Annotated in this window: 14 protein-coding genes; 7 read left to right on the forward strand and 7 right to left on the reverse strand. The window is 64.0% G+C overall.

The features are described 5' to 3' along the window. The first annotated feature begins 165 nt into the window (after nt 1–165). A complete protein-coding gene (locus tag PV773_RS16960) occupies nt 166–663 on the forward strand; it encodes a flavin reductase family protein (RefSeq protein ID WP_347967484.1) in 498 nt (165 codons plus the stop codon). A gap of 155 nt (nt 664–818) precedes the next feature. On the opposite strand, the gene PV773_RS16965 is transcribed toward PV773_RS16960, so the two are convergent. Both PV773_RS16965 and PV773_RS16970 read right to left on the reverse strand, forming a co-directional pair. Then, complete coding sequence (locus PV773_RS16965; protein ID WP_347967485.1) at nt 819–1,454, reverse strand: outer membrane protein; 636 nt, start codon at nt 1,452–1,454, stop codon at nt 819–821. Nucleotides 1,455–1,725: 271 nt separating this feature from the next. Continuing rightward, a complete protein-coding gene (locus PV773_RS16970; RefSeq protein WP_347967486.1) occupies nt 1,726–2,874 on the reverse strand; it encodes an LLM class flavin-dependent oxidoreductase in 1,149 nt (382 codons plus the stop codon). 221 nt (nt 2,875–3,095) lie between these two features. Between PV773_RS16970 and PV773_RS16975 the strand changes: the two genes are divergently transcribed. Continuing rightward, nucleotides 3,096–4,046 (forward strand): alpha/beta hydrolase, encoded by a 951-nt coding sequence (locus PV773_RS16975; RefSeq protein ID WP_347967487.1) that lies wholly within the window; start codon nt 3,096–3,098, stop codon nt 4,044–4,046. 73 nt (nt 4,047–4,119) lie between these two features. Here PV773_RS16975 and PV773_RS16980 read toward each other — a convergent pair whose 3' ends face one another. Beyond that, entirely contained in the window at nt 4,120–4,761 is a 642-nt protein-coding gene (locus PV773_RS16980) for a glutamine cyclotransferase (RefSeq protein ID WP_347967488.1), read from the reverse strand. Nucleotides 4,762–4,798: 37 nt separating this feature from the next. Then, nucleotides 4,799–6,019: a helix-turn-helix domain-containing protein gene (locus PV773_RS16985; RefSeq protein WP_347967489.1), complete on the reverse strand. Its 1,221-nt coding sequence runs from the start codon at nt 6,017–6,019 to the stop codon at nt 4,799–4,801. 151 nt (nt 6,020–6,170) lie between these two features. On the opposite strand from PV773_RS16985, the gene PV773_RS16990 reads away from it, so the two are divergent. Continuing rightward, a complete protein-coding gene (locus tag PV773_RS16990; protein WP_347967490.1) occupies nt 6,171–6,965 on the forward strand; it encodes a DUF899 domain-containing protein in 795 nt (264 codons plus the stop codon). Next, nucleotides 6,962–7,240: a hypothetical protein gene (locus PV773_RS16995; RefSeq protein ID WP_347967491.1), complete on the forward strand. Its 279-nt coding sequence runs from the start codon at nt 6,962–6,964 to the stop codon at nt 7,238–7,240. Before PV773_RS16990 ends, PV773_RS16995 begins: the two co-directional genes overlap by 4 nt. Nucleotides 7,241–7,373: 133 nt before the next feature. On the opposite strand, the gene PV773_RS17000 is transcribed toward PV773_RS16995, so the two are convergent. Further along, nucleotides 7,374–7,841: a hypothetical protein gene (locus PV773_RS17000; RefSeq protein WP_347967492.1), complete on the reverse strand. Its 468-nt coding sequence runs from the start codon at nt 7,839–7,841 to the stop codon at nt 7,374–7,376. Between the two features lie 122 nt (nt 7,842–7,963). Here PV773_RS17000 and PV773_RS17005 point away from each other — a divergent pair, with 122 nt between their 5' ends. Next, the gene (locus PV773_RS17005) at nt 7,964–9,274 is read left to right on the forward strand and encodes a helix-turn-helix domain-containing protein (protein WP_347967493.1); all 1,311 of its coding nucleotides are present in this window, start codon (nt 7,964–7,966) and stop codon (nt 9,272–9,274) included. 128 nt (nt 9,275–9,402) lie between these two features. On the opposite strand, the gene PV773_RS17010 is transcribed toward PV773_RS17005, so the two are convergent. Continuing rightward, a complete protein-coding gene (locus tag PV773_RS17010; RefSeq protein ID WP_347967494.1) occupies nt 9,403–9,837 on the reverse strand; it encodes a MucR family transcriptional regulator in 435 nt (144 codons plus the stop codon). Between the two features lie 295 nt (nt 9,838–10,132). On the opposite strand from PV773_RS17010, the gene PV773_RS17015 reads away from it, so the two are divergent. Then, nucleotides 10,133–10,435, forward strand: a complete 303-nt coding sequence (locus tag PV773_RS17015) for a hypothetical protein (RefSeq protein WP_340037083.1) — start codon at nt 10,133–10,135, stop codon at nt 10,433–10,435. Between the two features lie 119 nt (nt 10,436–10,554). Here the strand turns inward: PV773_RS17015 and katG are convergent, their stop codons facing one another. Beyond that, nucleotides 10,555–12,747: a catalase/peroxidase HPI gene (gene katG / locus PV773_RS17020; RefSeq protein WP_347967495.1), complete on the reverse strand. Its 2,193-nt coding sequence runs from the start codon at nt 12,745–12,747 to the stop codon at nt 10,555–10,557. 301 nt (nt 12,748–13,048) lie between these two features. On the opposite strand from katG, the gene PV773_RS17025 reads away from it, so the two are divergent. Beyond that, nucleotides 13,049–13,981, forward strand: coding sequence for a LysR substrate-binding domain-containing protein (locus tag PV773_RS17025; protein ID WP_347967496.1), 933 nt, complete (start codon nt 13,049–13,051; stop codon nt 13,979–13,981). Nucleotides 13,982–13,993 lie beyond the last annotated feature (12 nt).

The raw sequence follows: 13,993 nt of genomic DNA on the forward strand, positions 1-13,993 counted from the left end.
TCCCCACGGCAGCCTAAAGTCCAAAACACCTATCAGTCGCCTCGCTTTGACCGAGGACAACCTGTTGAGGCTCCACAGCTAGCTCGCCCGTTCGAACGATGCCGAGTTGCGCTTTGAGCGCGATAATCCGGTCACCGATCGGGACATCGGCAGGAGGAGCGATAAATGTCCGAAGCTGCGAACGAACTGGCAATCGACACCAAGGCGGCCATGCGCCGCTTGGCGAAATCGGTGGTGATCCTCACCACGCGGTTCGAAGGGCAGCGCCTGGCCATGGCGGCAACCGCCGTCGACAGCCTCAGCATAGAGCCGCCGTCGCTGCTCGCCTGCGTCAACCGCACGGCCTCGATCTTCACGGCGTTCGAGGCGAAGTCCCCATTCTGCGTCAATATCCTCGCGCGCACGCACGAAGTGCTGGCGAAGCGCTGCGGCGGTCAGGTCAAGGGCGAGGCGCGTTTCGCCGAGGGCGACTGGCGCGAGCGCGACGGCATTCCCTATCTCGCCGACGCCCAGGCCAACATCTTCTGCGCCAATGACGGAGAATTCTACTACGGCACCCACGGTGTTTTCGTCGGCCGGGTCACGGACGTGGCGCTGTTTGGCAGCATCGAGCCGCTGATCTATGCCGATGCCCGCTATGTCGGCGCCCATCTCGCCATGTGACAGCCTCTTGGCGGCAGTTGCAGCCGGTGCCCAACTGGGAAGATTTGGCTTGCCAGCTCGTGCAGGAGCGAAAAGACCACATACAGTATGTGCAGATATTCAGACAAAAAACCCCGGCCGGAGCCGGGGTAGACGAGTCCACGTTACTTAAATCATCAGAACTTGTAAGCCACACCCAGGCGGAAATCGTGGGTTCGCATGTCAACATCGTGGATGTCGTTGATGGGGAACTCGAACTCGTTGGCGCCGTAGTCGGAGTACAGATATTCGGCACGAACGACGATATTCTGGGTTGCCCCCCATTCAACGCCGCCACCGACTACGTATCCGGATACGGTCTCGGTCGCAATATCTTCGCCATTGCCTTCATGGTCGCCGCGGAAGTTCGCAATGGCCAGTCCCGCAGTAACGTATGGCATGATCGAACCGACGGCATATCCGGCGCGTCCGCGGAAGGATGCTCCCCAGCGTGACTCGTACGGGATATACGCGTCATCAATGGACACGTCGGCCGACGAGTATTTCAGATCTGCCTCGACACCGAGGACGACATTGCCAACCTGGTGATTGTATCCCGCGTAGACGGCGCCAGCGAAGCCGCTACCGGAGTGGTAGTCATCTTCGAAGTCCAGGTCTTGGAGCGACAGCTCGTTGTAACCGATGGCACCTCCGACATAGACACCGGACCAGTTATAGGCTGCTGCGCCCGGCTCGATCACCACGTTGTCCGCCGCAGCGGCGGCGGTAGCAAATGCAACCAGCGCGGTCGCTGCCCAAAGTATCTGCCTCATTGAAAGCCCCCATTGAGATGCACGGAGCGCCCTTCCAGTTGAGGGAAGGTAACTTGCATCCTTGTGGTTGTAGCAAGGTTCGGACTGTCACCAAAAAGGCACAAATTTGGCATGCCGAAATTGGCCGGGCGGCAAGCCCTTTCCTATGTAGCGGCCAACATCCACGATCGCTCAAGACGGCCAGGCCGGCATCGCGAAAATGCCAGCCCTTCGTTCGTTTGAGCTACAGCCAAAGGCGGCCGGCGCCTGAAGCACCGGCCGCATTGCCTGACTATTCGGCGGCAGCGACGCGCAGCTTCTTACCGCGGAAATGGGGGATCACTTCTGAGCCGATGAGTTCGATCGTTTCCATGATCGCCTCGTGCGGCACCGTGCCCATCTGCGACAGGAACATGATCTCGTCGGCACCCGCCTCGAACAGCCTTTCGACATAGCGGATGCAGTCTTCCGGCGTGCCATAGGCGTCGTTGATGTCGTCGAGATAGCCGTAGACCTTGGGGTTGTAGGCGATCTTGTCCTCGCCGAGCTTGGCGAACTTGTGCTCGCGTACCTTGTCGAGCGCGGCGAGGTGCTCCTCCGGGCTCATGTCGTCGACCCTGGGCTTCGGGCCGCCCTGGTACCAGTGCGAAAGCGCCTCGGCGAAGAAGCGCTGGCCGCGCAGGCCGATGCGGCGCGCCCTGTCGCGGTCGCGCATGACGATTGCGGGGCAAAGCGCCGACAGGTGCTCGGTCGGGCGGAAGCCGACCTGGTCCTCCGCCTTTCGCTCGGCGAAGGCCTTCCGGTAGGCGTCGCTCTTGGTCTTGATCTCGTCCGGGCCACCGAAACCCATGACCAGCGCACCGAGGCCGCGCGAGCCGGCGGTGACCACCGCTTCCCAGCGCGTGCAGGCCATGTACATGTGCGGATGCGGATCCTGCATCGGCTTGGGATGCACCGGGCGCGCCGGGAACTTGATGTACTGGCCGTCATGCTCGACGCTCTCTTCGGTGAAGAGGCGCGGGATCAGGTACATGCTCTCGTCGATCAGCGGCTGCAGTTCGGAAAGCTGGTAGCCGAAGGCGCCGGCTTCCTGCTGGCTGCCGCCCTTGCCGACGCCGAAATTGACGCGGCCGTTCGACAGGATGTCGAGCATGGCGATACGCTCGGCGACCTTGATCGGGTGGTTCATCGCCGGCGGCAGGCAGACGACACCGTGGCCGATCTCGAGCTTCTTCGTCTGGCCGGCGACAAAGGCCAGGAAGGTTTCAGGGGCCGACATGTGCGAATATTGAGTCAGCCCATGGTGCTCGACGCACCAGACGCCGTCGAAGCCGTGCTTGTCCAAGTGCACGCACTGCTCGGCCATCTCGTGGAAGACCTGCTGTTCGGCCTCGCGATGCGTTTCGGCGATCTGCGCCTCGTAGATCATGGAAAATTTCACTGGCAGGCTCCTCCGCTGCAGAACGATGCCCTTCTCGGGTAGGTAAAGTCTCGATCCGGCCACCCCGATTTTCATCGTTCGATCGGGTGAGTTGCTTTCGGTGGGCTGCAAGCGGCGCGGAGGACACGCCATAGGGCGCGCGGTCTCACCCGTTCGAACGATGCATCCGGCGGAACGCCGGACCTCAATGAAGCCGAGCAAGCTCTGCCGGAGAAACGTCTATGGGCGATCGCATGGTTCTGGATGCCGACCTGGCGGCAATGGCGGACGTGATCGCCAGGCGCCCGCCGCTTGATCTGGCTCGTGTCGACATCGCCGCCTTGCGTGCCGCCGTCAACGCGGCTTCCTGGCCGACCGAACGCACAGAAATGGCTGCCGTGGAAGACATCGTCGTGTCGGGCGGCGCAGGCCAGGTCGGAGCTCGCGTCTATCGGCCCCGTCAGGACCGAGGGCTTCCCTTGCTGGTCTTCTTCCATGGCGGTGGCTTCGTGCTGTGCTCACTCGACACGCACGACAACTTCTGCCGCGCGCTGGCCAGGGCCGGCGACTGCGCGGTGCTTTCGATCGACTACCGGCTCGCACCGGAATACCCGTTCCCCGCCGCGTTCGAGGATGCGCTCGCAAGTCTCGAATGGGCAGCGGCCAATGCCGGGCAACTGGGATGCGATCCGGCTCGGTTGGCGCTCGCCGGCGATAGCGCGGGTGGCAACCTGGCGTTGGCGGCAGCCTTGCATGCATCGCCTGCGACGAACGCCGTGCTCAGGCACGTGCTGCTCTTCTATCCGGCTCTGGATCCGACCGCCTCGGGCGCGAGCTATGACCGCTTCCCGGCCACGCCCTTCCTCAGCGCTGAGACGATGCGCTGGTACTGGCGCCAGTATGTCGGCTCGCCGGCGGAGCAAGGCGACCCGAGGGTGGCCATCGCGCGGTCGCCCGTGCTTGCGACCTTGCCGCCAGCAACCGTGGCGATTGCGGAATACGATCCTCTGCGCGACGAGATCGAGGCGCTCTGCGCAATGCTGACCGTCGCCGGCGTCGATCTTGATGCCAGGCGCTACGACGGCGTTTCCCATGGCTTTGCCAGCATGGTCGGGCTGATAGGCAGAGCCCGGCTCGCGATCGACCATGGTGGTGCCCGGCTTCGTACTTCGTTTGGGCACCTGGACCGTTGAGACTAGCGGCCGCGCGGAGGCGCGGACGCCAACCAGACTGGACCGGGTGATGCGCCTGGGAAGGATCCGGCCGTTACCTGGTCCCGTGCGGACGCCGGATGGCCCTTACCCTTCCGCTGTTTCCGCCGCCGCAGAAAAACTGCTCGCCGCCATCGGATTCCAGCCCCGAGACCCCCACATCCGGCGGCATATCGAGCATCTCCAGGACCCTTCCGGTGTCGGGATCGATCCGCCGCACATCGCTCCCGTCACCGTCCCAGGTGGCGTGCCACATTTCGCCGTCCACCCAGCTCACGCCGGTGACGAAGCGGTTGGACTCGATGGTGCGCAGAACGATGCCCGTATCGGGGTCGACCTGATGGATCTTGCGGCCGCGGTGTTGCCCGACCCACAGCGTCCCTTCCGCCCAGGCAAGGCCTGAATCGCCACCGCCTCCTGGTGCGGGGATGCTGGAGAGGACATTGCCGGTTTCCGGATCGATCTTGTGGATGCGGCCCTCGGCGATCTGAAACAGGTAGCGGCCGTCGAAGGCCGTTCCCGCGTGTGCGGCGACATCGATGGTGCGGACTATCGTGCCGCTGGTGGGGTCGAGGGCGTTCAGCCTGTTGCCGGATGCAAACCAGACGTGGCGGCCGTCGAAGGTGACGCCACCCACATGGTCGACCCCTGGAAAGGGGCCGTATTCCTGAAGGATTTCAGCGTTGGCGTGTTTCATGTGCTCATACCCATAGAACCATAAGTCAGCCCTGAACCTATCCGCTCGGCAGCGGACCTGGGAGTAACAGTGTTGTCGGGAACCCGGGCACGGGCGGCGTCATCCACCGGCGCGCGCGCCCCCGCCCGTAGGACTGCACCTTGCCTGAGTTCGAAAGCTGCTCGAGCGCACGCTGCGCGCCGCGCGGACTGATGCCAAGCGCAATCGCCAGGGCCGAGCTCGACCAAGCCTCTCCGTCGGCGAGCAAGGCGAGTACTTCGGCATGCTGCTCTTCGGCGCTTGGGGCCAGCACGACGACCTCGGTCGCGGATCGAGGCGACAGTGCGAAGCCCTGGTCCGTCGCATTCACCTCAGCAAGCGTTCCAAGTCCTGCACGTAGCCGCCCTATTTCGACTCGAAGTCGGGCGCGGTGCGATTCATCTGCGTGCTTCGCCCGGAAGGTGTGCCTGACGAGCGCATCCCGGGTGACGTCCCCGGGCCACCCTTCGGCCAGCGCTCGTGCAAGGGAAAACAGCACCGGGCGTGTCGCAAGCGAGACCGTTGTTCCGCCGCCCCTCACAACGTTGCGGCAGGCATCTATCACGAACGCACCCGAGGCCAGCAGCGCCTCGACCTCCTCCAGGATGAGAAAACGTTCCTTTCCGCGTGCGATGGCGCGCGCCGCCGGCTGCGTCATCAGCAGCGAGACGCTTTCCACCTCTGCCATCAATGCCGGAATGCCGGCAGCCTTCGCCTCGTACTCGGCTCTGCGCAGTGCTGAACGTGCCTCTTTCATCCTCAGGTGCCGGATTGCGATCCCCGCCGCGGCAAGCTCGTAGGCTGTTCTCAGCGCGGGCGAGAGCGGCGCGGGATCAACTTCGGAAAGCAGGCGTCCGGCCTCTTCGAGACGGCCGATCAGCAGCAGGCGGCGGGCTGCGAGAACGCCCGCATGCGCGGCATTGATGCGATCGCCGCGTCGTTCGAGCACTGCCCGTGCCGCATCGAGCGCGTTGGCGGGCCAGGTGAGATCGCGCGATACCAAGGCGATCTCAGCTTCGGCGACCACGCAGCGCGCACGCGCGACCGAATCCTTCTGCCCGAATGCGCGCGTGGCTCGTCTGAGAAGCTCCTTCGCTCGATTGAGATCGCCGAGCTGCGCCATTGCGATGCCGCGCAGGGCAAGGGCGGGCGCATCGTCGCGCAGCGCGATCCTCTTCAAAGCGAGCAGGGGATCGCCCACGGCAAGCGAGTGTGCGGCGGCCGTGATCATAGAGTCCATGGCAATCCCGTCACACTTGTTACTCCCACCCTTCGAACTTCCGGTGCCAGAACTGTCTCGACGCCGACAATTCGATGAGGCGCGAACGGGAAGTGCGCTCCAGCCGCGAGGCGCGAGAAATCGCTAGACTAAACCCAGGAGGTCCAAAGCCATGACTACATCAGCCGAGAACGGACGGAAAGGCAGACAGCCTGCCATGCATACGCCACCGGTCGTGTCGCCGCAGGCGTGGGAAGATGCCCGCAAGCAGCTTCTGGTGAAGGAAAAGGCCCAAAGCCACGCCCGCGACGCCCTGGCGGCCGAGCGCCGGCGCATGCCATGGATGGCCGTTGAGAGGGCCTATGCGTTCGAGGGGCCGGCGGGCAAGGTCAGCCTGCTCGACCTCTTCGACGGCCGGCGCCAGCTGATCGTCTACCGGGCCTTCTTCGAGCCCGGGGTCTACGGCTGGCCCGACCATGCGTGCCGTGGTTGCTCCATGGTGGCCGACCAGGTGGCCCACGTCGCCCACCTGAACGCCCGCGACACGACCCTCGTCTTTATCTCGCGGGCGCCACAGGCGGATATCGCGCGGTTGAAGGCGCGGATGGGCTGGGAGATCCCTTGGTTCACCATCACGGACGGCTTCGATGCCGATTTCGGCGTGGATGAGTGGCACGGCACGAATGTGTTCTTCCGCGACGGCGACCGCGTGTTCCGCACCTACTTCCTCAACAATCGTGGCGACGAGCAGATGGGGAACACCTGGAACTACCTGGACATCACGCCACTGGGCCGGCAGGAGGTCTGGGAGGACTCGCCAGAGGGTTATCCGCAGACCCCGACCTACAAGTGGTGGAACTGGCACGACAGCTACGTCGCAGACGCAGCGCCCGACAAGAAGTGGATCGAGGTGTCGGATGCCGGAGAGGCAGCCTTCCGAGAGCAGAACGCGGGCGCGAAGCCATGAGCCGGGCCTGTTGCGACAAGTTCGGCGGCGAAGAGGCGCCCAGCCAGGACCCCTCGGCTTTCGGGTTGCCAGATTGCCTGGTGCTGGCGGCAGCACCAACCTTCGCCATGATGGCGCTGCTGAGCGGCATCCACAGCGCCAGCGCGGCAGAAATGATCTGCTCGGCCACGGACGCTTCGCCGTTGAGCGGGATGGTCACGATGTACCTGCTGATGAGCGGCTTCCACGCGGGCCCCTGGCTGAAGCTGATCCGCGAGCGTGCACCGGTCGCCTGAGGGGCCGCGACCGGTCATGGCGTACAGTCCGCCATGACCGGTCGCGCATGTCCGGAACCGGTATCAAAGTCGCATGATATACGGAATTGATCGAGCCTGGCTCGGCGTCATCGAGTTGACACGAGCTCCCGGATCAAAAATGCCGCGTGGCACCTGAGCCGTTGCGCAGGGCTGGGGTCGAACGGCCGCGCCTGACCGATCCATCGTCGAACGAGCGGCTTGCGCCCGGGGTGCATGCCGACGTGCACGCGTCTGCTTTCGGCGCCCTCGAATCCTGGAACTCAGTCTCGCAGCCCGTGTTTCCCGTGCTTGGCAGCTTGGCCGTCAACAACCCCAAAATCTCCGCGCACTCATGGGCGCTATACCCGCCATATACCATCAGTTGATAGTAATCAGCTCGTTTGTCTTCCGGGACGTGGAAGCCGCGCCGAAATGCGGCCGCATCCTTGTAGGTTCGAGTGCAGCCAAGCTTGCTGGCGCTGACTTTCAGACTTGCCAGAGAACATCCGATCCTTGCCGCAATATCCTTCAGGGGTTCATTCTTGACGTATCCATCGAGAATGATCTTGCGACGAGCTTCTCCTTTGATCCTTGCTTTCATTTCGGGACCTCCTCAGCCACGCATCCGCCATACCTGAGTGAATACGCCCAAGACTTCGGGGAGTCGTTAGCGTTGCATCCGGATACTTGTCCCGGAGTGCATTTCTCACGCCGCAGGTCAGTGTGATCGCCGGCCTGGTCGACACAGGTTGGCTAGCAGGCAGCGCGTTGCGCCTGGTCTCTCGGATGGGCCATATCAACCGCAAAGTCTTGCCATATGCCCGCGAAGCACCACATGCTTTTGAAGGCATGGACATACCGGAACTCGATATGGCACCAGGCGACGGGGACGCCAAAAGGCAAGACGAGGCAATGGCGACGCCGGCGCCGCCGCTCGACGGCGATCGACGTCGCTGGCCACGCGATGTGCAACGTGACGATGAGGCTGCTCCGTCACTTGCGCCGGTGCTTGAACCTTTGTCGTTTTCAACGCGTGAACTGGCCCCAGAAGATCAATTCGCCGCCTGGCAGGCGCATATGTCGCCGCTTGTCGAAGTCAGGCTGCCAGACGACAGATCGCCGGGCGACGGTTTCCCGGCCGACCACACAGCCTGGAACCTCGTGAGCATGCTGATCGTCCAGCAGTGCGCACCGGCACACAGCTACCTTCGGTCTGTTGCTAAGCTTCGGTCCAGTTCGATCGATCACTGGCATCTTGTCTTGCGGCATTCCGGCCAGTCGTGGACGGAGGTCGATGGCAGGGTCGCGGAATGCGCGCCGGAAAGATTGGAGATCAGATCTCTGGGTCACCCGTTTCGCGGGCGAGCGACGGATTCCAGGAGCCTCGTTCTCTATTTGCCGCGCGATCTGTTCAGTGATGCAGCGGCAACCCTTGACGCACAAAACAATTCCATTCTGTCGGGCAACCTCGCCAATCTCCTGCTCGACTACATCAACAGCATCGAGGCAAGACTGCGCAGTCTCACGGCGGAAGACCTGCCCCGTATCGTGCATGCCACGCGCAGCATGATCGTTGCCTGCCTGGCGCCTCCAGCGGAACACGCTGCGGCCGCAGAACAATTGGCGGGTGTCGCGCTCATGGAGCGCGCGCGCCGATATGTTCACCACAATCTGCATGCGGCCAACCTGACGCCGGATTCGATGTGCCGGGCGCTCGGCGTATCGCGCACGCGCCTCTACCAGCTGTTCGAACCGAGTGGCGGCGTTCTCCACTACATACAAGGCCGGCGGCTGATGGCGGCTCACGTGGCGCTCAGCGATCCGACCGACAGCCGGCGCATTGTCGCCATCGGCGAAGCCGTCGGGTTCGGTTCGGCAGCCAACTTCAGCCGCGCCTTCAGCAAGGAGTTCGGCTACAGCCCCCGCGAATGTCGGAATGCGGCGCTGTTGCCGCCTCCTGCCCACCCTGTTTCGCTTGCCAGGCACGAGAAGGCCTCGTCCTTTGAAGAATGGCTCAAGGCACTCGGCAGCTGAGGGTGCTGGCCGTGGTGGGATGGGCTGAGATCAAGGGAGAGGCCTGCCGGCACGACGACAGACCTCTCGGAGTTCAGGAACGTCGACCATGCTCGCTAGGCAAGCGCCCGCCCGCATGGGCGTGGCTTTCAGTTGTGTTGCTTTGTCTTGCGCTTCTTTCCCAGTCCACTCGTCTTTGCGAGTTCCGATCGCTTTGCACTATGCGCGGCGGCAACCGAGGGATAGTTCTCCGGCAAATTCCAGCGCTCCCGATAGCCTTCAAATGTCAGGCCGTGCTCCTCGCGTAGGTGACGACGCAGGGATTTGTATTTCTTGCCGTCCTCCAGGCAGACCAGATGATCATGCTGAATGGACGCGTTGACGGAAACTGCGGGTCTACCGACGGAAACGGCGGAATGCTCGTTCGGGTCGCTTTTCCTTGCCCGCAGCCGCGCGATAGCGGCGTGAACGTCGCTTATCAGATCGGGAAGGACAGTGGTCGGTATCTGATTGTTGGAAACATAGGCCGTCACAAGATCGGCGGTAAGCTCAACCAAGCCGTCATTGGCTTCGGTGGCGGTCATTACATTCTCCCAAAATATGTTGCCTGGCCGCCTGCCCGGGAGGCAAGCTATAGCGGCCCGACCCGATGGCGCAAGTGATGTTGACGCTGCGTCAACAGCTCTGTTCACAGTGGCGAGTTGCTGGAACCGGCAGGCCTGCATGTGGCTTTTTGTGCGCCCTGCAACGTATGCACCAGTTGCTACCAACCGGCGGGGGTTTCCTCGCAAGGTCCACTACGGATAGCTTCATTGAGCGGATGGTCGGGCAAGGATCAACTGGTCGTGCGTTTCCAGCTCGGCCGAAGGAGGAAGCACAATGAACGTCGCCAACCTGCAACTCGAAGGCCTGCTCATGGCCGTCGCCGCAATCAATCGCCTGCTTGTCGACAAGGGAGTGCTGACGCGCCCGGAAATCGATGTCGCGTTGCGAAAGGTCGAGGCGACCGAGACTGCCGAGGACCGGTCGGAAGGCATGTCCCCGTCGAACAGGGACGCCATCAACTTTCCGATCAGATTGCTGGAACTGGCCAATCGCTCCCAGCTAGTGAACGTTCCGTCGTTCTCATCGCTTGCTCGTCAAGTCGGTCAAATGAAGGAACCGTACAACGATCAGATGTGACTTCGTTCCATGCCGCCGCCGGCGAGCGAACTTCGGTCTGCCGGTAGGTTCCGTGCATGGCGGGCAAGAGGTTCTGACGCGGCCGAGAAGCGGCCGCGTCAGGCGCCGTTGCACCGGGGTCAGGCGATGTCGAAGCGGTCTGCGTTCATCACCTTGTTCCACGCCGCCACGAAGTCGCGGGCAAATTTGCCGCCGGCGTCGGACGAGCCGTAGACCTCGGCCAGCGCGCGCAGCTGCGAGTGCGAGCCGAAGAGCAGGTCGACGCGGGTCGCTGTCCACTTGATCTCTCCGGTCTTGCGGTCGCGGCCTTCGAACACGTCCTTGGCCTCCGACGTCGCCTTCCACTCCGTGCCCATGTCGAGCAGGTTGGCGAAGAAGTCGTTGGAGAGCGTGCCGGGACGGGCGGTGAAGACGCCGTGGGCCGTATCGCCCGCGTTGGCGCCGAGCACACGCAGGCCACCGACCAGCACCGTCAGCTCGGGTGCGGTCAGCTTCAACAGCTGTGCGCGGTCGACGAGGTTCTCTTCGGCCGACAGGCGCTGCCTGCCGCTCGCATAGTTGCGGAAGCCATCGGCTGCAGGTTCGAGCGGCGCGAAGGAAGATGCATCGGTCTGCTCCTGCGAGGCGTCCATGCGGCCCGGCGTGAAGGGCACCTTCACGTCGTGGCCGGCATCCCTGGCCGCCTTCTCGACAGCCGCTGCGCCGCCGAGCACGATCAGGTCGGCCAGCGACACCTTCTTGTTGCCCGACTGCGAGGCGTTGAACTCCTTCTGGATCGCTTCGAGCTTCTCAAGCACCGAGGCCAGCTCAGCCGGCCGGTTGACGGCCCAGTCCTTCTGCGGCGCAAGGCGGATGCGCGCGCCATTGGCCCCGCCGCGCATGTCCGAACCGCGGAAGGTCGAGGCCGAGGCCCAGGCGGTCGAGACCAGCTGCGACACGGTCAGGCCCGAACCGAGGACCTTGGCCTTGAGGGCCGCGATATCGGCGTCGCTGGCCAGCTCGTGGTCGACGGCCGGGATCGGATCCTGCCAGATCAGCTCTTCCTTCGGCACCAGCTTGCCGCGGTAGCGGGCCAGCGGGCCCATGTCACGGTGGGTCAGCTTGAACCAGGCGCGGGCGAAGGCATCGGCGAACTGGTCCGGGTTCTCGAGGAAGCGGCGCGAAATCTTCTCGTATGCCGGGTCGAAGCGCAGCGACAGGTCGGTGGTCAACATTGCCGGCGCGTGGCGCTTGGAGGCGTCATGCGCGTCCGGCACGGTGCCGGCGCCCATGCCATGCTTGGGCGTCCACTGGTGGGCGCCAGCCGGGCTCTTGGTCAGCTCCCACTCATAGCCGAACAAGTTCCAGAAGAAGTTGTTCGTCCACTTGGTCGGCGTCGTCGTCCAGGTCACTTCCAGGCCCGAACCGATGGTGTCGTCGCCCTTGCCGGTGCCAAAGCTGTTGTGCCAGCCCAGGCCCTGCAGCTCGAGGTCGGCGGCCTCGGGCTCGACGCCCACATTGGCAGCGTCGCCGGCGCCGTGGGTCTTGCCGAAGGTGTGGCCGCCGGCGATCAGGGCGACGGTTTCCTCGTCGTCCATGGCCATGCGGGCAAAGGTCTCGCGGATGTCGCGTGCGGCGGCGAGCGGGTCCGGATTGCCGTTCGGGCCCTCGGGGTTGACGTAGATCAGGCCCATCTGGACTGCGGCCAGCGGGCCTTCAAGCTCGCGGTCGCCGCTGTAGCGCTCGTCGGCCAGCCACTTGCCTTCCTTGCCCCAGTAAATATCCTGCTCGGGCTCCCACACGTCGGCGCGGCCGCCGCCGAAGCCGAAGGTCTTGAAGCCCATCGATTCGAGCGCGACGTTGCCGGCCAGGATCATCAGGTCGGCCCAGGAGATCTTGCGGCCGTATTTCTGCTTGATCGGCCACAGCAGGCGGCGGGCCTTGTCGAGGTTGACGTTGTCCGGCCAGCTGTTGAGCGGGGCAAAGCGCTGCTGGCCCGCGCCCGCGCCGCCGCGCCCGTCGCCGATACGGTAGGTGCCGGCGCTGTGCCAGGCCATGCGGATGAACAGCGGGCCGTAATGGCCGAAGTCGGCCGGCCACCAGTCCTGCGAATCCGTCATCAGCGCGGTCAGGTCCTTGATGACGGTGTCGAGGTCGAGGCTCTCGAATTCCGTGGCGTAGTCGAAGGCCTCGCCCATCGGGTCGGAGAGGCTCGAATGCTGGTGCAGGACGCTGAGGTCCAGCTGGTTCGGCCACCAGTCGCGATTGCCCGTGCCGGTTGGCTTGTGCGCGACAGGGCACTTGCCCGCGCTCGTCTCAGTCTTGGTATCCATCTTGGTCTCCGGTCGTGGCTGCGTTGGTTGTACTGGCGGACACGCATGTCCGAGGCGGCCGGGTTCGGGCCGCACGTGGCTACGTGGAATGGTCCTGCCGTCTGCAGGCCTCCGTGGAAGGCATGCGAAACGGCGCGGCCTTGCCTGATGCCGTCGAGGCATCGGCAAACCGCGCACCGCCAATGCTTGCGATGCCCAGGGATCGTGACATGGCTCCTCCTTGCCTTCCACATCAAATCTGTACCAAACGCCTTTCATTATCTAAAGTTGGATTTCCTGATTGCAGCGATAAGGCAAGGTTATGATAAATCTGACGCTCAAGCAGCTTCGCTACTTTGAAGCGCTGGCGCGCCACAGCCATTTCGGCCGTGCGGCGGACGCATGCGCCATCTCCCAGCCGGCCATGTCGGTGCAGATCAAGGATCTCGAGGAGAATCTAGGGTCCGAGCTGTTCGAGAGAAGCGCCCGCCAGGTTCGCCTCACCGGTTTCGGCGAGCAGTTCGCCGCCCGCGTCCGCGACATCCTGCGCTCGGTCGACGAGCTAGAGGACCTCGCTCGCGCCGCGCGGGAGCGGCTGGTCGGGCGGCTGCGCATCGGCGTCATCCCTACGGTCGCACCCTATCTCCTGCCCACCATCATCGGCAACCTCACCCGCCTTCATGACGGGCTCGACATCCATGTCCGCGAAACCCAGACGCAGAAGCTCATCCACGAGCTGGCGGAGGGCCGGCTCGACACGGCGATTGTCGCCCTGCCGGTGTCCGAACCGTCGCTGGCCGAGGTCGCGCTGTTCGAGGAGAACTTCGTCCTCGTCCGCCCCGGCGAGGACGCCGGCAAGCCGGTGCCCGACCGCGAGATGCTGCGCGAGATGCGGCTGCTTTTGCTCGAGGAAGGCCATTGCTTCCGCGAGCAGGCGCTGTCCTTCTGCAACCTCCATTCGGCCCGTCCGCGCGAACTCCTCGACGGCAGCTCGCTGTCGACGCTGGTGCAGATGGTCGGCGCCGGCATCGGCGTCACGCTGATCCCCGAAATGGCGGTGCCGGTCGAGACGCTGTCGGCCTCGGTCTCCGTCGCCCGCTTCAAGAGCCCGCAGCCGTCGCGCACCATCGGCATGATCTGGCGCAAGGCGAGCCCGCTGGCCGAGCAGCTGCTGCAGATTTCCGACGTCGTGCGCCAGGCCGGCGAGGCGCTGCGCGGGCAGAACGGTGAAATGTCGCGCAGATCCTGGACCTGACGACAGGTTTTC

Source organism: Mesorhizobium sp. CC13, assembly GCF_039907765.1.
Taxonomy (GTDB): Bacteria; Pseudomonadota; Alphaproteobacteria; order Rhizobiales; family Rhizobiaceae; genus Aminobacter.